Here is a 19,780-nt window from a genome sequence, read left to right as displayed (position 1 = left end):
AAATACGGTTATGTACGTTCAGGTATGGCTTTCAGCAGGGCTGTTAATAACTGCCAATATTGGCCAACACTCTCAATATGAACCTGTTCATCCGGTGAATGAGGGCCAGTCATTGTTGGCCCAATCGACACCATATCCATATTAGGATAGGGTTTTTTGAACAAACCACATTCCAGACCGGCATGGATGACCATGATATTGGGAGTTTTGTTGAACAGTTTTTGGTAGGTTTCCCGCACCAGTGCCATTACCGGTGAAGTTGGATCAGGTTGCCAGCCAGGATAGCCGCCGCTTGGTGATGTTTTGGCACCCGCCAATTCACCAATTGCTGTCAGCATACTGGCCACGTAGTTTTTACCGCTGTCGATCAGGGAACGAATCAGGCAGACAATTTCTGCTTCATTCTCATTCATAGTAACAACACCCACGTTAAGTGAGGTTTCTACGACACCTTTAACAGCATCACTCATGCGGATCACACCATTTGGCGTGGCATTCAGTAATGCGACAAAACGCTGTTGAGTCTCTTTAGTCAGTGCTTTCGTATCGGTAGATACTGGTTCTAGTACTAGGGTCAGATTTTTTTCGACCACGCCCAACTCGCCTTTTAGCGTTGCCAGGTAATTCTGGCTCAGGCTTTTCAGCTGTTCTACTTTGTCTGCGGCAACCGCCAGTGTTACGTGGCCTTCCCTTGGGATTGCGTTACGTAAGGTTCCGCCATTTAGATCCAGCACCCGCAGATCTAAATCTTTTGCTTGTTCAAACAGGAAGCGGGCCAGCAGTTTGTTGGCATTACCTAACCCTAAATGGATATCTGCACCTGAGTGACCGCCTTTTAGGCCTTTTATCGTCAATTTTAGTGTTTGATAGCCCGTAGGGACAGCTTCCCTTTGCAGTACCATCGTGGTGATAAAATCAATACCACCGGCACAGCCCATATAGATCTCGCCTTCCTGCTCAGAATCGGTATTAATCAGAATATCGGCTTTCAGCCAATTAGGTTGCAGGCCGAAGGCTCCATCCATACCGGCTTCTTCGGTCATGGTTAACAACACTTCTAGTGGCCCATGCTCAACGCTGTCATCAGATAATACTGCCAGAGCGGATGCCATACCAATACCATTATCTGCGCCTAATGTGGTACCACGGGCTTTGACCCATTCACCGTCGATATAAGGCAGAATAGGATCTTTGGTAAAGTCATGTACCGTGTCATTATTTTTCTGTGGCACCATATCTAAATGCGCTTGCAGTGCGACAGGTTTGCGGTTTTCCATCCCTTTGGTGGCAGGCTTACGCAGCAGGATATTACCGACCTGATCACGCTCGGCGTGCAGGCCCTTCTCTTTGGCCCAGGTAACAATATGTTGTGCCAGCGCTTCTTCATGGTAAGACGGATGTGGGATAGAGCAGATTTTTGCAAAAATATCCCACAACGGCTGAGGTGAAAGTTGAGACAGTTCAGACACTGTAAGTCTCCTGTGATGGGGCTATAATTAATTGATGTATAAAGATTTAATGAGGGATAATATTAAATCTTTATTTTAACTTACTTGCTATAACTGACTTGAATTATAACACACTCAGCTAATGATTTTAGGTTGCTTCTACCATGAGGGCTAAGCTCCATACTTAAGGTCATCAATGCTACAAGTCGGCAAAATGCGCACAGAACAAAACTCAGTGATTTGAAAGTACGGGAGCGGTGAGCAAAACATGGAAATGAAAAGTAAGAAGGGGAGGCTTGTATTAATGTTAATCAGGACTGCCGTTTACAAGAAGTTAAAACAATGATTAGGCTACGCATGGTTTATAAGGCGGTAGATATTGACTTTAGGCGTATCATATCTGCAGAGTCAAAGGTAAAAACAATATTGTTAATGAAGCCACATCACTCATAAAAACTATATTATTCATTGTGATACAGTTAAGTTATTACGCCACTTATCTTTTATGACATAGCAGAAGATAGAAAATGAAATTGAATTTTTTATATTTACGATTTAATGTTTATGAAGAATAAATAGGAATTATAAAAACAGTAGTATATGAATGGTTAATTTCATTATATTTATTGTTTACTTCATGGGCTTGGTCTCGGGTAATTAACTCTTTTAATGCATTAAATGAGATTCTTACTTGAGGCTATAGCCCATTTTTTATTCTAATTATCAAATTTTACTGCTATCCACTTATATCGTAAATAATTTTAGTTGCAGGAAGACGGTAGCTGAGCGACAAATTGGTCGGAAACCCATATTTATACTGCCCGGAGTGGGAGCATCAGGGATGAGGCTCATTAATCCACAGGAGCTTATTTATTTTCAGGTCAACGACCAGTAAGTGACCGGTGCGAACGAAGGCAGCCAACGCACATGCAGCTTGAAGTATGACGGGTATATAATAAGTCTATTTTCATTGAACATCCCACCATGCTGATACATTCATTTTTTTACAATCCCAATGATATTGCTTAATTATTTATCCATAAGGTGGTGGTGTGTTCCATCTGATTTTTAATGGAAAAAATGCATATATCTTATGTGTCCTTAACTAAATTAACATCGTCATTAAAATTTAATAGGGTTCTGGTTGTATTTCAAACTATTCACCTGTCTCAACTCACCCAATGGACATGTTGTAATTTTTAGCCATGGGCTGAATTTTTACTGAAAAATATTTTTAATTTGTTGTTGTTATCTGTTCTATCCATTGAGTTTCTATGGCTATTGGCGTGAGTGGCTGATTGCGGTGGCTTAAAGATAATGTTTTTTATGTTATGAACATGAAATGGTCAAGTCCACGTGTCGTGATTGTATTGTAAAAAACCACTTTAAGGATTTTCATTCCAGTAAGAGAAAATCTTAGTTCGGAATTTAAAGTGATTACCATCTCTTTTTCGTAACTTTTTTCCTATGGGCACACCATTAACTTAACGGGTACAGACCAGTAAAATAAAAGTCTTCTAGTTGATGTTAGTATAAAATTTTGTTCTGTCAAAAGTAAAAACATGAGAGCAATGAATTATTCATCACGACTAAATAAGAATTAAATCCTTTGCTTTGGTTGCGATATGGACTAAGGGGCTATATTTATATTGAATGTCAATATTTACAATCGTAAAATAACATATAAAGAGCATAATAAATCGTTATTATTTATCTTTAATAGCTGTTTTAGTGCTTCATCCCCTTCTTTTTTTTAGGTCGGCTGAGTATTTTCATTGCCATTTTTGATAAGTTACATGCTAAAAATTGCAATGTTAAGGAGTTCAATATTATGATTTATATAATAATTGTCCCATCCGGCTTACTCAGCAGAGTAAGCGTAAACCTTACATTTTTAAATTGGGGGTGAGTAATTGCTTTTATTATCTAAAAGTTTAAGGTATTTCATTATTACCGCACAAAAAGAATCCATTACGCTGGCCGCAGATAAACTGTGCATCACAGCTTCTCCTCTCAGTCGAAATATAAAGGAGCTTGAAATGAAGTTGGGCTGTGAACTTTTTACTCGAACCAGTAAAGGAATTTTACTGACATCAAATGGGCATTTTTTATACGATAAAATAATTCCTGTATATAACGAAATAATTGAACTTGAAAAGGAGTTAATCAGCAATCATAAATTAAATGTCACTTCAGAAGAAAAAAGATTGGAGTTAAATATAGGTACCGATATTTTCCATTATGCTCATTTGTTACCAATTGCTAAGGCTAGGTTCTTTAATGAAGAGAATGTTAATTTTTCTCTGGAGGTTAGTACGAGTCAAGATATTAGCCAGATGCTGAGAGAGAATGTATATCAAGTATTTTTCTCTCAAAGAGTTTTACCAAAAGAGCATGGCATTATACATCGTAAATTAAGTGATGAATTTATGATGATTGCATTGCAGGATGATATGTACAAGGATGGTATGAGCCAAGAGAATATTATCTCTTCTTATCCTCTAGTCCAATATCCAAGACAAAACGTCAGTAGTGTAGTTGATGAGTTAACTAACTATTTAATTAGTAGAAAATTGAACCCGATAAGGATCACATTACCTAACGTAAATGATCATCTATCAATAATAAATCAAGGAGGCGCGATAGGGATATTGCCTTCATCGGTTAAAAAATTAATCAGCATGCATAATTATAATATTAAACTGATTCCGTTCGTTCATAAAGGCGAGAAATTAAAAGTAAAAAGCAATGCTTACTATTTATGTAATAATAAAGATGTTTTTGAAGAAAATATACTCCCACTACTGGGTGATAGTGAGTAATAGTTATCTCTGTATTCTCGTAATCCTCTACTTTTTAATGAATAATAACTTGTTATTATGATTTATATGTTCTGTTGGATATTCTAAGGAAAGAGCCATGGTAACATTATAAAGATAATGGATTAGAGGACGTTTTATCTTTATAAAAATGATGAATCTACTTTATTCGACTGGTTTTTGATCAAACTGTGCTATTTTTACTCAGGTGAAATGAGGGACGTCAGCTTTCATCAGTGGTGTCCTTACAACATTTTATTTTATGTAATGTCACTGATTTTATCGTAATACGATGAGAGGTGAGTTAACTATGATTGGTAATATTAGACAATATAAATAGCAGATGCTTTTATTCGATGATTTAACCAAATGATCAGACTTTAATGTTAAGAGATAGGTTAGTTTTTACTTTTAGCATGATATTTCTGAATTAAAAAGCGGGTATTATAGAATAATACCCGCTGATAGAGACGATTAGTTATGTGCTCTTACCGCCTGCAACCATGCACGATGCCCTTCTTGCAATGTAGCGGCAGCGGCACTTCCTGGTGCGTATGGCCAGTTATTGCTCTGTATATTATCTGGTACAGTTTGAGCGCACCAGCCAGAGTATGGGAACGGCTTACAGGTCCAGGCTTGGCCATCCAAGCCTATTACTGTTGTGCCTGGGCCATAAGAAATAACATTGTTACGGTCCCACAGTGGGTACTCTTGTTCAATTCCGCCTGACGGCAAGATATTGATGGTCTTTTCAGCTCTGCTTTGTACACCTTGATTGTTGGTGACTGTTAGTGTCACTTTTCCAGCTAAAGGTTGCTGAGTAGCGACAGCCCTTACAGTGACATTTTGAGTTGTCGCAACTTTTGGTTCAAAGTGCTGGAACTCCCATCGGTAGCTCGCGATCTGTCCTGTAGATGCGCTGGCAGAAAGCGCGATTGTTTCATTATCTTGTACACTGCTTGGCGCGGTAATCTGCGCTACTGGCGGCTGTGGTTGGTCAGGTTCAGTAGTTTCACTAATGATACTCATCGCGCTACTGAAGCCTGTTTGTAGCCACACTCTGTTTGTTGCAACATTAGCTGCATTGTAGGCAATATCATTGCCAGAGCGTACGCCGATCCTGACATGTTCTGGGTAGTTATTATTCAGTGTCTCAGCCAGCTGTTTTGACCAGACTGCTTGTGCCTGATTCTGTGCGGTGATCGGGATACGGACATCTACAACTTCCGCGCCTTTAGCACTCCCGCCCATCACACGGAAACGAATTTGGTCGTTAATGGCTGGCGTGAAACCTTGTACGATAAACTGGCTGTTATTTAACCATGGGAAACTTGGTGTGCTCCCTTCGCTGATGTTGACATCGCTACAGTTGAAGAAGCCTTCGTTGCCTGCATCCTCACGCTGCCAGTAGCTGTAAATGATGGCATTCCCGGTGTGGCCTTTTAACGGAACATCAAGAAAATAAAAGCTATTCGTACTTGGAGATTGCCCGGTCCCAGCCGTTGGGGTAGGAGCTTTATCCGCATAAAGTAGCTCAAGATCTTCCCAGCGTAGCGCTTTGGTCAGATCGTAGCTTGGTTTAGTAATATAAATCTTCATGTAGGCGGGGTTATGGGCCGTTGTATTTTCCCAACGGAGCTGCATGTGGCCATTTTCATCTGGAATAATAAGCGTTTTTCGCCATTTTGTGGCAGGTACATTGTCGAGTCCGGCTTTGCGTGGATCACCTGCCGCACAGAGCAAACCATTGGGAACGGCGAGTTCTACAGTGGCTTGTATGCTTGGATTTGTCGGGTTTGCTGAAAGCTCATTCCATTGTGTAAACGGTAGTTGTGGATTGCTTGAATCACCTGGGTTCTCAATGGCTTGTCGACAATCTGAGTTAGGAATATTAGCAGGGTCTCCCCAGAATCCTGCTTCTAGCTGGCACTGATATTGTCGGGCGATAGGGAAACCCACCGCGCCGTGCGCTTCTGCTTTATTGACCGGTAACATAACAAGAAGTTGTGAGGCTAATATCCCCCCCATACTCCACAAAATAGGTTTTCGATGTAGTTGTGCATTGAAATGTAATTTCATTTTATTATCCTTTTACGATATTTATTTAATAGGTGATGATGCGGTTGGTCTATTAAATCGCACTTTGGTAAGTTTTTTTCATTATCCTACCCCCCCCCCGCCCAGAATAGTGGGGGGTTATAATCACCAATGAATGCAGAGTGATTTTTATGTTTTTTTAATTTGTGGTTTTAATTTAAATTCATGCCATTAATTATCTCCTATTTTTATTATCGACGTCTTTTTATAAAGTAGGATTGTATATACAGCAAGCCAGTGTCTCCTAAAGAACCAAAGATGCCTGCCATGGCAAAGGATATATAAGGGCTGCTTCCATACTCAAAGCTAATTAATCCACCAAGCATGCCGGTAAAACCCGAGACAATAACTTGTGTTGATATTGCTGATATCTTCTCTCGGAGGTTTTTAGATTTTGTATCTTGTAGTAATAATCTAACAACACCTCCCCAAGTGGCGAAGATACCAATAATAACCCAAATCACAACGCTGTCTGGTTCGGGAATTTTGAGTTGCATTTTACCCTCCTTGATTCTTTATTCCGAATGAGTGCGTTAAATGTTTTTCAATTATTAGTTTTACTGGGTTTATTGCAAATGCAATAATTGAATGCAGTAATGTTAATTACAGCATGAGCTGATTTATATGAGTAAGAAAAGTTATGGCTCATTATACTGATGCAATCAGAGTTCATTCTATCGAGCGCCATGGGGGATGGATGCTGAGAGATGAATTTATTACGCATTTTTGCGGGCAATAGCGGGTAAACAGTTGTTAAAAAACGTACTGTTAGCCAGCGTTATCACGGTTGCCACGGCATTCGATCCGACGAATTACACGGATAATTGCTGGTTTTTATGTCGCTGGCTCACTATAATCTCGCGCAACCTTTTTTCCCCTTTATCATGGCAAGCCACTCCTTTACTGGCTGGGATTACACTTTATGAGCGAAAAATACGTCGTTACCTGGGATATGTTGCAAATTCACGCCCGCAAACTGGCACAGCGTTTACTGCCAACTGAGCAATGGAAAGGTATCATCGCGGTCAGCCGTGGTGGGCTAGTACCGGCGGGTATTCTGGCGCGTGAGTTGGGTATTCGTTATGTAGACACTGTGTGCATATCTAGCTATGACCATGATAATCAACGTGATCTTAAAGTCTTAAAGCGGGCTGAAGGCAACGGAGAGGGTTTTATCGTCATTGATGATTTGGTCGATACTGGTGGCACCGCGACAGCTATCCGTGAAATGTATCCTAAAGCACATTTTGTGACTATTTTTGCTAAACCTGCTGGTCGTCCATTAGTTGATGACTACGTGGTCGATATTCCTCAGAACACGTGGATTGAACAACCGTGGGATATGGCGGTGACTTTTGTCGCGCCTCTCAGCGGCAAATAATTTACTGTTCTTTAAACGTCCGGTGTCTGCCGGACGTTTCATTTTCCCTTCAGTATGCGTACACTTGACTCCATCTGATCAGCCCTTACTGGGCCTGACTCACGGCTTATGGAGGCTACTGTTACCATGGCACAAGCCAACCTTTCTGAAATTCTGTTCAAACCCAAATTCAAACATCCAGAAACCTCAACTCTCGTACGGCGCAGCCATTGCAACCACGTCATGAATATCCATTCGGCGTTGGATGGCGATACCACCAACCATTGGTATCGGATGATTAATCGCCTGATCTGGACTTGGCGTGGTATTGATCCCCTTGAAATAGAAGAGGTCTTGTCGCGTATTGCCTGTTCCAAAGCGGAGCACAGTGATAACGAGTTATTGGATACCGTGGTGGGTTACCGTAATGGTAACTGGATTTATGAGTGGGCCAATCAGGGGATGATGTGGCAACAAAAAGCGATGGAAGAAACAGATCCGATGAACGCAGGTCAGTTCTGGCTGAATGCGGCTAATTTGTACAGTATTGCCGGTTATCCACATCTAAAGGGCGATGAGCTGTCAGAGCAGGCAGAGGTGCTGTCAAACCGTGCTTATGAGGAGGCGGCCAAATATCTACCGTACACCTTAAAAGCGCTAACGTTTTCTATTTTGGATGGGGGTTCGTTGCCAGGTTTCTTACACATGCCCACTGTTGGCAGCGCACCTTTCCCAACGGTACTGATGTGTGGTGGTCTGGATACGTTGCAAAGTGATTACCACCGCCTATTCCGTGATTACCTGGCACCCAGGGGTATCGCGATGTTGACCATCGACATGCCTTCTGTGGGGGCCTCATCCCGCTGGAAACTCACGCAAGATACCAGTTATCTACATCAGCAAGTATTACAGGCGTTAGTGGATGTCCCGTGGGTTGACCATCAGCGAGTTAGTGTGTTTGGTTTTCGTTTTGGGGCCAACGTGGCCGTACGTTTGGGGTATTTAGAACCACAACGGGTGCGTGCAGTCGCATGCTTTGGACCTATTGTTCATCACTTGCTGTGTAACAGTGATAGCCAACGCAAAGTGCCCGATATGTATATGGATGTCATGGCTAGCCGGTTGGGTATGGCGGATGCGACAGATGAGACGCTGAATACCGAAATGAACCGTTATTCGCTGAAAACCCAAGGTTTGCTGGGGCGGCGTTGTCAGACACCTATGCTGGCTGGTTTTTGGGAGAATGACCCTTTCAGTCCGAAAGAAGAAGCTAAATTGATCTGCTCTTCTTCTGCTGACGGGAAATTGTTAGCTATCCCGTCTAAACCGCTCTATGAGAATTTCCACCGTGCATTATTGCAAACCAGCGAATGGTTAGAAGATAAAATGCGTTAATGAGTTGCTAAATTTTAATAGTTTGCTAAAAAGGAGCGTCTACATAAGGAGATTTAAGTATGACGTTAACCAGTGCTCATCCTAAAAGTAAGCTTATGAAACGTTTTGCAGCTTTGGGGCCATACCTGCGAGAAGGGCAGTGCCAGAACGACCATTTTTTCTTTGATTGTTTAGCTGTATGCGTCAATGTGAAGCTTGCTCCAGAGAAACGTGAGTTCTGGGGGTGGTGGATAGAACTGGAGCCATCGGCTGGTCGCTTTACTTATGTTTATCAACTCGGATTATTTAATAAAGAAGGTAACTGGAACGCGGAAAAGATTAGCGATCCTGACGTTCAGGATAAACTTGAGAGCACACTGCGTAATTTTCATCTGCGGCTCGAAGAGATGCTAGCCTCCATTGACATGAAGTTAGAACCTGCTGCGGATTTTAACGATCAGCCTGTTAAGTTATCTGCTTGATAATACGCTTACTTAGGCTTGATTAGGCCAGCCCCGTGGCCATAAACTGTCCCCATTACCCCCTTTTTGCACAATAAAGGGGGTAATTTCGTATCAAGCCTGTTGGCATAATGCCTTGCGCCTGCTACAAAGACCTGTAGACCATTTCTTTTATTCATCCCAACGGTAGAAAAATTATGAATGGCAGCCAGACATTGGTTGTGAAATTGGGGACGAGTGTGCTGACCGGGGGGTCCCGTCGTCTTAACCGTGCCCATATTGTTGAATTGGTGCGTCAATGCGCCCAGCAACACGCAAAAGGTCATCGTATTGTTATTGTCACCTCTGGGGCGATTGCCGCGGGTCGTGAACATTTAGGGTATCCAGAATTGCCCGCCACTATTGCCTCGAAACAATTGTTAGCCGCGGTTGGGCAAAGCCGGTTAATTCAGCTCTGGGAACAACTGTTTTCAATTTATGGCATTCATATCGGCCAGATGCTGCTAACCCGCGCAGATTTAGAGGATCGTGAGCGTTTTCTCAATGCTCGCGATACCATGAATGCGTTGCTTGATAACCGCATTGTACCGGTGATCAATGAGAACGACGCCGTCGCCACAGCTGAAATCAAAGTGGGCGATAACGATAATCTTTCCGCATTGGCGGCCATTTTGGCCAGTGCCGATAAGCTACTGTTGTTGACCGATCAGACGGGGTTGTACACCGCTGATCCACGTAACAATCCAGAAGCAGAATTAATTCGCGAAGTGCATGGCATTGATGATGTCTTGCGTGGGATGGCCGGGGACAGCGTTTCGGGGCTTGGGACGGGTGGCATGGCGACTAAACTGCAAGCGGCTGATGTCGCTTGCCGTGCGGGTATCGATGTGGTGATTGCCGCAGGTAGCCAGGCAGGTGTGATTGCCGATGTGATTGAAGGTTCGCCAGTCGGTACCCGTTTCCACTCGTTGGAAACGCCACTAGAAAACCGTAAGCGTTGGATTTTTGGTGCGCCACCGGCAGGTGAAATCACGGTGGACGACGGTGCCGTATTTGCGATCATGGAGCGGGGCAGTTCGCTGCTACCAAAAGGCATTCGCAGCGTAAAAGGGGACTTCTCCCGTGGTGAAGTGATCCGTATCCGTAATCTCAATGGGCGGGATTTAGCACACGGTGTGTCACGCTATAACAGTGATGCATTGCGCATGTTAGCAGGGCATCACTCGCAACAAATCAGTGAAATTCTCGGGTATGAATACGGCCCGGTGGCTGTTCATCGTGATGATATGATTGTCAGCTAAGGAGCAAACATGAACCTGCTAGAACACATGGGGAAAGCGGCCAAACAGGCTTCCTGGCAATTGGCGATGTTGAGTACGGCCAAAAAAAATCAGGCACTGGCGGTAATCGCTAACCTGTTAGAATCAGAGAGCCAGACTATTTTGCAGGCCAATGAGCTGGACATGGTTGCAGCACGCGAGAGTGGCATGAGCGAGGCGCTACTTGATCGCCTGTTATTGACACCCGCCCGTTTAGCCGCCATTGCTAATGATGTACGTCAGGTGTGCCGCCTAAACGACCCTGTAGGGCGTGTCATTGATGGCAGCTTGCTGGACAGTGGCTTAAAGCTGGAACGCCGACGTGTCCCGTTGGGGGTGATTGGTGTCATTTATGAAGCTCGCCCTAATGTTACTATCGATGTGGCGAGTCTGTGCTTGAAAACCGGTAATGCGGTTATTTTGCGCGGTGGTAAAGAAACGCATCATACCAATCAGGCGACGGTGAATGTTATTCAGCGGGCGCTGGAGCAATGTGGTCTACCTGCCGCGGCAGTTCAGGCCATTGAAAGCCCAGACCGTCAACTGGTGAATGAACTGTTACGTATGGATCGCTATGTGGATATGTTGATTCCACGAGGTGGCGCAGGCTTGCATAAATTGTGCCGAGAGCAATCGACTATCCCGGTTATTACTGGTGGCATTGGTGTCTGCCATACCTTTGTTGATGAAAACGCAGATTTTGAAAAAGCCTTATTGGTGATCGAAAACGCGAAGATACAACGACCAAGTGCTTGTAACTCACTGGAGACGTTGCTGGTTCATCAGGCGGTTGCCAAAACTTTCCTACCACTATTAAGTGCCAGAATGCATGCGTTTGGCGTGACATTGCATGCCAGTCCGCTGGCGATGCCCTATCTGGCGGATGGCAAAGCCAAAGTCGTGGCAGTGGAAGCCGCTGATTACGATGATGAATGGCTATCACTGGATTTAAACGTGGATATCGTTGCTGATATTGATGCCGCCATTAACCATATCCGTGAGCATGGTACCAGTCACTCTGATGCTATCCTGACCCGTTCCCTTAGTAATGCCGAGTATTTTGTACGCGCTGTCGATTCATCGGCTGTTTATGTTAACGCTAGCACTCGGTTTACCGATGGCGGCCAGTTTGGTTTGGGCGCAGAAGTGGCAGTGAGTACACAAAAACTCCATGCTCGAGGTCCTATGGGATTGGATGCGCTGACGACGTATAAATGGATAGGCTACGGCGACGATTTAGTTCGTAGCTGATTTATTTTTGGTAGGCTTATTGGTAACAGATTTATTATTAACCGGTTGATCATTGATCAGTAACTGATTGATTAGAAAAAGATAGTAAAGCGACATGAGGCAATTTGCCAATGTCGCTTTGTTTTTTTAAATCGAGCATGACTCAACCAACGGTTATCCTGCAAAGAACGTTATCCATTATCCTGCATAAAAAACTATTCTGCATAAAAAAATTATGCTGCAAAAAACGTTCTCCAGTCAAAAATATTACCCATCTGGACTGTTTCTTCCCGATGGTAAACCATTAAAGTAATTTCATTATTTGCCGATAGCCTCTTTGTTATTTATACATCTTCTGATGATAATCTGAGCAGATAGACTAATAAATTAAGAATAGGGAATGGGACCAGTGAGTGAAACGTCTAAAGAGCAATTTGTTAAAAAAAATAAACTAGCGATCTGTGCAATTCTTCGGGATTTACAGAAGAATGATACCGCAGTGATGGTTACCCATGCTCGTGGACAATTTATTAGCCGTATTCTGGATATACAGCCTGAGACTAATCAGTTTATTTTCGATTTCGGCAGTGTAGAAAACGAGAATGTCTTGGCTCTTGGTGCGGAACAACTCACGATTATTGTTGAGCCTACTGGCGCAAAAATTGAATTCACCTGTAACAATTTGAAACATATTAAATATTTATCACTGCCCGCCTTCAGTTCTGCCATCCCCGAACAGCTCTATTTTATTCAGCGACGGGAATATTTTCGCATCAGTATTCCGCAATGGCCAGCTTATTATTGTTGTGGGAAATTTCCTGACGGCACTCAGTATAAATATACATTGGCCGATATATCCTTAGGTGGAATGGGCTTATATGCCATGAAAGGTAGCGAGTTTCCGCTACAGGGGTGCAGTGTTCTGCGGGATGCAGCGGTAGATTTATGTGGTTTTGGCCTCTTTAAATTAGACCTGCAATTTATCCGGGCGCTTGATAAACAAGTGGTTAATAACAAGGGGGAAACGCTGACAGTGCAACGTTTGAGTTTTAAATTCTCACGCTTAAGCCCCGTTCAGGAGAAAGAGTTGCAGCGTGCTATTTTTGAACTGGAAAAACAGCAAACAGCTAAGGCGAGGAAATTTCAGGAAGGCCCGTAGCCTCACTCTATAGAGTGGTTGCCCGTCGCTTGTGTGACGTGTTTTATCATTATTTATAAATCCACTGGGAGCGCCTTTGAAGGCTATCTTGGGAAGACAAAATAAAAGCTGAAAAAATATGTTGTATTATCATACAACTGCCCCAATATTATAACTTCACTAAATAAGGAGAGCAGTGTTATGGGGATCAGTGAAGAAGAGAGTATCCGCCGTCTGACCAATGAGAAAAATGCTATTGGTCATTCGGCAAAATGGGTAGCAATTATTTCTGCTGTCTACTTTATTATCATGCTGTTTTACAAGCATGAATTGGGTGTATTAATATTGGCCGGTGGGATTTTCTTAGTGTCTTTCGCCACTTGGATGAAAAAACGCCAAAAAGTTAAATCGTATAAAAATCAACTACAACGAATTGAGGAAGACAAAACCGTTTAATTTTGCTGAGATACGCGTTAGCCAGCATTATTTGATGAATTTTGCTCGCGGATTATCAGCGGCAACCCGCAGTTCCATCTCAAATATCCCTTGTGCGATCAGTCATCTCTCCAGTGACTGTGAACCAGAGGTACCGTCTAAGATAACGCTATTGTGATGAATTGGCCTACCGGCTATATACCCGTCATATTTCAAGCCGTATGTACGTTGGCTACGTTTGTTACTCAGCCCATCCATGGGCTTCGCCTCTTAGAGGCCGCTGCAAGCAGCGTTCAAATCTGCTCCTGACGCTAAGTGTCAATAACAGTTGTCACCCGAATCACTTCCTGGTCTTGACCTTAAAAAAATAAGTAAGCTCATCGGGATTAATTAGCCTCTTCGAGACTGGTGGAAAAGTTATTTTTATGGATGTGGTTTCTCCCGGCCATCCGGTATTGGATATCTATTTGCAAACAGTCGAAGTTTTACGTGATACCTCTCATGTGCGAAATTATTCTTCTGGAGAATGGTTATCTTTATTTACCGAAGCCGGATTAGTGATAAATGAAGTGACTTCTGACCGCTTGCATTTGGAGTTTAACAGTTGGATTGTCAGAATACGTACACCTATACATTTTGCTACGGCTATTCGCGAGTTACAAAAGTTAGCATCTGATGGTGTCATTAATTACTATGCCATTCAGGCTGATGGTTCCTTTACCAGCGATATCATGATGATTGTTGCAGTAAGAGATTAATGAGTAATAAATGTGGATAGTGGTAATAATATATAAATGTATTTTCATTATAGAAAATATGGTTATATCTTTATTTATTATCGTAACAATGCTTTATTTTCTTTACACAACATTACGTCTCCTTGCATTACAGCATCCATAATCAATATTACTAAAGTATTACATAGAATCTCTCCGTAGGCGTCTATTATGAAAAAATTCTCTGTCATTGTGACTAAACTTATTACTACAACATCATTTCGCCAGTAGCCTTTTTTATCGAACAAGCCACTATAGATAAAATATGAGGCGCGATTATCTTTTAATATCAATAATCGAAGAACGGCATTGAGTGAATGCTGAACGAAAAAACGATAACTGATGGCTTTGCCAAGATAACCATTGACCTCGATCAGCCTGATAAAGTTAGTCACTATAATGCCAACATCAGCCGTTATCATTAGTTTCTACAATAGATGGATAAATAAAGAAATATTTTGATACAACCCTTTGTGATAGCGATTTCTAGGCAGTAGATAAGCCAGAGTAAACCATAATGAGTCATAGCTAAATCTGGTTTACTGACTTCATCTGCGTCAATGGTTACAGAGTCAACGTTTTCTGTTTATCTGATAAAAATAATTAATTATTAGAACAATCTTAATGAGAACTTAAGAAATATAAAGTGTTATTGTGGTCCATCTGAGTTTCCGAGGAGAGGTTATGCTAAACATTGTCCGGCGTAATTTTAAAAGTCAGTTTTCCTATTTGCAGCGCTTTATTGCCTCACCTCGTACCGTTGGTTCATTGGTCCCTTCATCGCCTTGGTTATGTCAGGCGATGCTAAACCAGATAGATTGGACACAAAATCTTAATATTGCTGAATTAGGTGCGGCTGATGGTGTGCTGACTAAGCGTATTCTATCGCATATGTCAGCTAATTCGAGCTTACAAGCGTATGAGATTCAACCTCATTTTGTACATGCATTGCACCAGCTAAAAGACCCGCGTTTACAGATCGCAGATCGCTCCGCGGAGCAGTTGGATCAAGAGTACGATGTTGTTTTTTGTTGTTTACCTTTACTGTCGATCCCAACCAAGATCAGTATCAGAATATTACAACAAACTCAGCAACGTTTACGTGCACGCAATGGGGTCTTAGTGCTGTTTCAATACAGTCATCTATCAGAGCCATTGCTATCTCGTTATTTTAATTGGAAAAAATTACGGGTTGTGCGTAACTTTCCTCCAGCGCTGGTTTATATTTGTCACCCCAGTTAACCGACATATCTTGTCCATTCGGTGTGGATAAGGGTTCCATATCGAGCCAAGTCACTACGCTAATTTTATTTGGTGTATTATTAATTTTACGTCACTGTAAAGTTGGCACTACTCCTAATTATCGGTATGATTTGTATCTGCGGTGTTGAACCGCGTAGTAAACCTGTTCAGCCGGCCAATAATAACGGTCGGTTTTTTGATGTCGAAAATTTATCCTCAGAAGTTGATGCGAAGGACTTTCACGTAATGATACAAACTATCTTCATGGTAGGCGCGCGCGGGGCAGGTAAGACCACGATTGGAAAGGTGTTGGCGCAGGCATTGGGGTATCGGTTTATTGATACAGATCTGTTTATGCAACAAACCTCACAGATGACCGTGGCTGAAGTTGTTGAGAGTGAAGGTTGGGATGGTTTTCGTCTGCGAGAAAGCATGGCATTACAGGCAGTAACGGCACCTAAAACGGTCATTGCCACTGGCGGTGGTGCGGTACTGTCCAGTGAAAACCGTGCATTCATGCGTGATCATGGGCGGGTCATTTATCTGCGGGCGTCAGCAGACGTATTGGCAAAACGGTTAGCAGAAGATCCTGAAGATACCCAGCGGCCAAGTTTGACCGGTAAACCCATCGTTGAAGAGATGCTGGATGTGTTGGCTAGCCGTGAAGCGTTGTATCAGGACGTCGCCCATCATGTACTTGATGGAACTCAAACTCCGTCACTGGTTGTCGAACAAATTTTACAGATATTGACTGGTGAGATGGTCAAATAATGAAGAAAAGGGAGCTTGATTGGTGATCTGTGTGGAGCGAGTCTGATTGATTGCTAATTAATTATGCCTGCAACGCAAGGTGGACCAATGAAAATCTTCAAATTATTTTTCTTTCAACACACACATTTTATGCCCACATATCTGGTCGATATTGATCGCATTTTTGACACGACGTTAATGCTTTCTATTTTATGTCATCTTTAATCAACTGCCGCTTTACTTTTTTTGTCTGAATCATCCGCTTTCGCGCCTTTTAAAGGCATTGCACGATACCAAATTGTACGCTTTCTCCTCAACCAAGGCAGTGAATCTGGTTATGATCCCATTTCGTCATAATAATCAGTGACAGACCGTTTACAGAAACTCTAATATGAAAGCTCATTTTTATTAAGATGCGGGTGCAAAGCTATGCTGAAATTTAATGAGTATTTTACCGGGAAAGTGAAATCTATTGGTTTTGACAGTGACAGCATTGGGCCAGCCAGCGTTGGGGTGATGGAAAAGGGTGAGTACACCTTTAGTACAGCTAAAGCGGAGGAAATGACAGTAATCACCGGTTCTTTGAAAGTACTGATGCCGGGATCACCTGACTGGCAAACCTTTATGCCGGGTGAAACCTTCTATATCCCTGGGGAAAGTGAATTTAACCTACAAGTAGCTGAAGCATCTTCATATTTGTGTAAATACTTGAGCTAATGAATACATTGAGTTAGCGAATCGGTCACCCTCTCCATGCCAGAGGGGGCGACATCTAATCGATTCTTCTTAACTTACTCTCAACTGTATCGTAGCGAGTGTTTTTCACTTCTCACTTCTCGTTTTTCATTGATCCGAGTCACCGATTTTAGCCAGCTTATCGGGATGTGATGTTGCCCGCCTAACTGCAACCCGATGACTTTGGTTATATTTAGCCGCTCTGTCGTGTGCTGAAATTAGTGTTGTGCTTCGCCGCCAAGGGCCTCAATGAGATTCTTAATCAAAGCGGCCAACTCACTGGTCATTAGAATAAAATCGGCATCAAAACGTTGTGCAAAATCTTCCCGATCAATATCTTCGTTTTGATCACGTAGCGTGTCAGAGAATTTTAAACGCTTTAATGAGCCATCGTCAGACAGCACCAACTGTACGCGCTCTTGCCAATCCAAAGCCAATTTAGTGACCAGTTTGCCCGCTTCGATATGTACTGCGATCTCATCACTAAATAAATCCTGTTTTTTACAGCGGATAACGCCGCCATCTTCCAGAATTGCTTTGAGTTCCGCTTCGTCCATCAGAGCAAAGCCTGCGGGCAATGTTTTGGAGCGGACCCACTCAGTTAAGGTCAGTTCAATAGGATTTTCTAACGTTAGCGGTACAACAGGTAACGACCCCAGGCTTTTACGCAGCAAAGCTAATGTATCTTCAGCACGTTTAGCACTTGCGGCATCGACCATAATCAGGTCATTGACAGTATCAATCCACAAAAAGGTTTGATTAAAACGGCTGAATGCGCGGGGCAACAAACTGTGCAATACTTCATCTTTCAATGAATCTTTTTCAGTTTTTTTCAGTTTACGGTGTTGTTCACCTTCCAACCGTTCGATTTTGTCCTGCAACTCTTGCTTAATCACCGGTGACGGTAAAATTTTCTCTTCTTTGCGCGCACAAATAACGATCTGACCATTAACGGTGTGAGTTAATGCATCGCTGTGTGAACCCATCGGTGATACCCAACCGGTTTTCGCCATATCCTGACTACCACAAGGCGTGAAACTAAAGGCGCTTAGCTGTTTCTCCATTTCATCCGCAGACAGCGAAACTTCCCGGCTCAAACGGTAAACCATTAAATTCTTAAACCACAGCATAGTGTTATCCTTGGCTCGGGCGCGCCTGGAGCGCGCGAGTTAATCAACGCAGGGCGGCATGATAACGAATTGGCGCGCGTGTCCCTAGTAAAAAAAATAAGAAAAAAGCAGCGCCAGTCTATTATCAGCTGAATGCTATCCTCGGTTTAATTGATTAAAAACAGACGGAATGCAAAATTATGGGTAACAAAGATTGTATCGCTACGGTGTATTGTTCAAACTGAAAAGATAATACTTTCATGGTCATAGTTATCCAGCCTATCAGGGTATCTTGATCGCAAGAAAATAAAACAATCCTGTCAACGAGGTGAGATGCGATGCGCATTGGTATAGATCTGGGTGGTACCAAAATAGAGGTCATAGCATTGGCCAATGATGGGCAGGTGCTTTTCCGTAAACGGGTTGGTACTCCACGCCATGATTACCAAAAAACCTTACAGGCTATTGCTGATTTAATCGCTGATGCCGAGCACGCGACTGGCGAGCAAGGCAGTATCGGGGTCGGTATCCCTGGCACATTTTCTCCTTTTACCGGCAAAGTGAAAAACTCAAACTCAGTATGGTTGAATGGGCAGGAGTTAGATAAAGATCTCTCGGTGTTTTTGAACCGTCCGGTGCGGTTAGCCAATGATGCGAACTGTCTGGCCGTTTCTGAGGCAACAGACGGGGCGGGGGCAGGTAAAAAATGGGTGTTTGCTGCCGTTATCGGGACGGGGTGTGGCTCGGGTATTGCTATTGATGGGGGTTCACATGCTGGCGGTAATGGTATTGCCGGTGAATGGGGGCATAACCCGTTACCTTGGCAAGATGAAGAAGAGCGAGAATATGCACAAGAAGTGACGTGCTATTGCGGGAAAAAAGGCTGTATCGAGACTTTTGTATCGGGTACGGGTTTTGCCACTGATTACTTTAGGTTGAGTGGAAAACCGTTAAAAGGCCATGAAATTATTGAGTTGGTTGAGCAGGGCGATGTCATCGCAGAACAGGCAATGAACAATTATGAGCGGCGTTTTGCTAAATCGCTGGCCCATGTTATTAACCTGTTCGATCCCGATGTTGTGGTGTTGGGAGGCGGTATGAGTAATGTTGACCGCTTGTATGACACATTACCTGCGTTAATCAGCCCTTGGGTATTTGGTGGTGAGTGTGAAACGCCTATTCTTAAAGCTTTGCATGGTGATTCGAGTGGGGTGCGGGGGGCTGCTTGGCTATGGAATACCCCTCGTCCTTGACGCTACAGCGGTGTTAGCTACGCTCACTCACCCGAATCACTTACTAATGTAAGCTCATCGGGATTTGTTCACTTGCTGCCTTGCTGTAACGCCAATGATTTTGGGTATTTCCCCTCTAACTTGACGCTACAGCGGTGTTAGCTACGCTCACTCACCCGAATCACTTACTGTGGTTGACCTTGCAATAGATAGACTCATCGGGATTAATGAGCCTCGTCCTTGAGGCTCACCCTG

Annotated in this window: 16 protein-coding genes and 1 pseudogene; 13 read left to right on the top strand and 4 right to left on the bottom strand. The window is 43.0% G+C overall.

What is annotated here, in order from left to right; all coding sequences use genetic code 11:
* Positions 1 to 8: 8 nt before the first annotated feature.
* On the bottom strand, positions 9 to 1,469 hold the full coding sequence (gene pepD / locus AC971_RS06895; protein ID WP_025382782.1) for a beta-Ala-His dipeptidase: 1,461 nt from the start codon (positions 1,467 to 1,469) through the stop codon (positions 9 to 11).
* A gap of 1,892 nt (positions 1,470 to 3,361) precedes the next feature.
* Between pepD and AC971_RS06890 the strand changes: the two genes are divergently transcribed.
* A complete protein-coding gene (locus AC971_RS06890) occupies positions 3,362 to 4,270 on the top strand; it encodes a LysR family transcriptional regulator (protein ID WP_071825477.1) in 909 nt (302 codons plus the stop codon).
* 471 nt (positions 4,271 to 4,741) lie between these two features.
* Here the strand turns inward: AC971_RS06890 and AC971_RS06885 are convergent, their stop codons facing one another.
* Together AC971_RS06885 and AC971_RS06880 are read right to left on the bottom strand one after the other, a co-directional pair.
* Positions 4,742 to 6,346 (bottom strand): lytic polysaccharide monooxygenase, encoded by a 1,605-nt coding sequence (locus AC971_RS06885; RefSeq protein WP_025382784.1) that lies wholly within the window; start codon positions 6,344 to 6,346, stop codon positions 4,742 to 4,744.
* Between the two features lie 209 nt (positions 6,347 to 6,555).
* Positions 6,556 to 6,861, bottom strand: a complete 306-nt coding sequence (locus AC971_RS06880) for a phage holin family protein (protein WP_025382785.1) — start codon at positions 6,859 to 6,861, stop codon at positions 6,556 to 6,558.
* A 425-nt stretch (positions 6,862 to 7,286) separates the two neighbouring features.
* Here AC971_RS06880 and gpt point away from each other — a divergent pair, with 425 nt between their 5' ends.
* The 11 genes and pseudogenes from gpt (at position 7,287) to ppnP (ending at position 17,166) form a co-directional block, all read left to right on the top strand.
* Positions 7,287 to 7,745, top strand: coding sequence for a xanthine phosphoribosyltransferase (gpt, locus tag AC971_RS06875; RefSeq protein ID WP_025382786.1), 459 nt, complete (start codon positions 7,287 to 7,289; stop codon positions 7,743 to 7,745).
* Between the two features lie 126 nt (positions 7,746 to 7,871).
* Positions 7,872 to 9,119, top strand: a complete 1,248-nt coding sequence (gene frsA / locus AC971_RS06870; protein WP_025382787.1) for an esterase FrsA — start codon at positions 7,872 to 7,874, stop codon at positions 9,117 to 9,119.
* 59 nt (positions 9,120 to 9,178) lie between these two features.
* A complete protein-coding gene (gene crl / locus AC971_RS06865; RefSeq protein ID WP_025382788.1) occupies positions 9,179 to 9,580 on the top strand; it encodes a sigma factor-binding protein Crl in 402 nt (133 codons plus the stop codon).
* A gap of 176 nt (positions 9,581 to 9,756) precedes the next feature.
* Positions 9,757 to 10,860: a glutamate 5-kinase gene (gene proB, locus AC971_RS06860; RefSeq protein ID WP_025382789.1), complete on the top strand. Its 1,104-nt coding sequence runs from the start codon at positions 9,757 to 9,759 to the stop codon at positions 10,858 to 10,860.
* Between the two features lie 9 nt (positions 10,861 to 10,869).
* Positions 10,870 to 12,129 (top strand): glutamate-5-semialdehyde dehydrogenase, encoded by a 1,260-nt coding sequence (proA, locus tag AC971_RS06855; RefSeq protein WP_025382790.1) that lies wholly within the window; start codon positions 10,870 to 10,872, stop codon positions 12,127 to 12,129.
* A 379-nt stretch (positions 12,130 to 12,508) separates the two neighbouring features.
* Positions 12,509 to 13,267, top strand: coding sequence for a flagellar brake protein (locus AC971_RS06850; RefSeq protein WP_025382791.1), 759 nt, complete (start codon positions 12,509 to 12,511; stop codon positions 13,265 to 13,267).
* A 180-nt stretch (positions 13,268 to 13,447) separates the two neighbouring features.
* Positions 13,448 to 13,702, top strand: a complete 255-nt coding sequence (locus AC971_RS06845; protein WP_025382792.1) for a hypothetical protein — start codon at positions 13,448 to 13,450, stop codon at positions 13,700 to 13,702.
* Positions 13,703 to 14,088: 386 nt separating this feature from the next.
* Positions 14,089 to 14,439 (top strand): annotated as a pseudogene (locus tag AC971_RS06840) (SAM-dependent methyltransferase); the annotation flags it as partial.
* A 702-nt stretch (positions 14,440 to 15,141) separates the two neighbouring features.
* Positions 15,142 to 15,699, top strand: coding sequence for a class I SAM-dependent methyltransferase (locus tag AC971_RS06830; protein ID WP_025382795.1), 558 nt, complete (start codon positions 15,142 to 15,144; stop codon positions 15,697 to 15,699).
* Between the two features lie 246 nt (positions 15,700 to 15,945).
* A complete protein-coding gene (aroL, locus tag AC971_RS06825) occupies positions 15,946 to 16,470 on the top strand; it encodes a shikimate kinase AroL (protein WP_038402564.1) in 525 nt (174 codons plus the stop codon).
* 408 nt (positions 16,471 to 16,878) lie between these two features.
* Entirely contained in the window at positions 16,879 to 17,166 is a 288-nt protein-coding gene (gene ppnP / locus AC971_RS06820; RefSeq protein WP_025382797.1) for a pyrimidine/purine nucleoside phosphorylase, read from the top strand.
* Between the two features lie 236 nt (positions 17,167 to 17,402).
* On the opposite strand, the gene rdgC is transcribed toward ppnP, so the two are convergent.
* Positions 17,403 to 18,314: a recombination-associated protein RdgC gene (gene rdgC / locus AC971_RS06815; protein ID WP_025382798.1), complete on the bottom strand. Its 912-nt coding sequence runs from the start codon at positions 18,312 to 18,314 to the stop codon at positions 17,403 to 17,405.
* A gap of 317 nt (positions 18,315 to 18,631) precedes the next feature.
* Between rdgC and mak the strand changes: the two genes are divergently transcribed.
* Positions 18,632 to 19,546 carry a fructokinase gene (mak, locus tag AC971_RS06810; RefSeq protein ID WP_025382799.1) on the top strand — a complete coding sequence of 305 codons (915 nt, stop codon included), beginning with the start codon at positions 18,632 to 18,634 and terminating at the stop codon, positions 19,544 to 19,546.
* The last annotated feature ends 234 nt before the right edge of the window (positions 19,547 to 19,780 follow it).

Origin of the sequence: Yersinia similis, from assembly GCF_001053095.1 — a bacterium.
GTDB lineage: Bacteria > Pseudomonadota > Gammaproteobacteria > Enterobacterales > Enterobacteriaceae > Yersinia > Yersinia similis.
This window is presented reverse-complemented; position numbering and strand designations above follow the sequence as displayed.

Excerpts from the sequence above, each read along its gene's own strand:
- AC971_RS06830 (WP_025382795.1), top strand. The coding sequence starts at position 15,142 with ATGCTAAACATTGTCCGGCGTAATTTTAAAAGTCAGTTTTCCTATTTG.
- mak (WP_025382799.1), top strand. The coding sequence starts at position 18,632 with ATGCGCATTGGTATAGATCTGGGTGGTACCAAAATAGAGGTCATAGCA.
- AC971_RS06850 (WP_025382791.1), top strand. The coding sequence starts at position 12,509 with ATGGGACCAGTGAGTGAAACGTCTAAAGAGCAATTTGTTAAAAAAAAT.
- ppnP (WP_025382797.1), top strand. The coding sequence starts at position 16,879 with ATGCTGAAATTTAATGAGTATTTTACCGGGAAAGTGAAATCTATTGGT.
- AC971_RS06880 (WP_025382785.1), bottom strand. The coding sequence starts at position 6,861 with ATGCAACTCAAAATTCCCGAACCAGACAGCGTTGTGATTTGGGTTATT.
- frsA (WP_025382787.1), top strand. The coding sequence starts at position 7,872 with ATGGCACAAGCCAACCTTTCTGAAATTCTGTTCAAACCCAAATTCAAA.
- AC971_RS06845 (WP_025382792.1), top strand. The coding sequence starts at position 13,448 with ATGGGGATCAGTGAAGAAGAGAGTATCCGCCGTCTGACCAATGAGAAA.
- aroL (WP_038402564.1), top strand. The coding sequence starts at position 15,946 with ATGATACAAACTATCTTCATGGTAGGCGCGCGCGGGGCAGGTAAGACC.
- proB (WP_025382789.1), top strand. The coding sequence starts at position 9,757 with ATGAATGGCAGCCAGACATTGGTTGTGAAATTGGGGACGAGTGTGCTG.
- rdgC (WP_025382798.1), bottom strand. The coding sequence starts at position 18,314 with ATGCTGTGGTTTAAGAATTTAATGGTTTACCGTTTGAGCCGGGAAGTT.
- gpt (WP_025382786.1), top strand. The coding sequence starts at position 7,287 with ATGAGCGAAAAATACGTCGTTACCTGGGATATGTTGCAAATTCACGCC.
- crl (WP_025382788.1), top strand. The coding sequence starts at position 9,179 with ATGACGTTAACCAGTGCTCATCCTAAAAGTAAGCTTATGAAACGTTTT.
- proA (WP_025382790.1), top strand. The coding sequence starts at position 10,870 with ATGAACCTGCTAGAACACATGGGGAAAGCGGCCAAACAGGCTTCCTGG.
- AC971_RS06885 (WP_025382784.1), bottom strand. The coding sequence starts at position 6,346 with ATGAAATTACATTTCAATGCACAACTACATCGAAAACCTATTTTGTGG.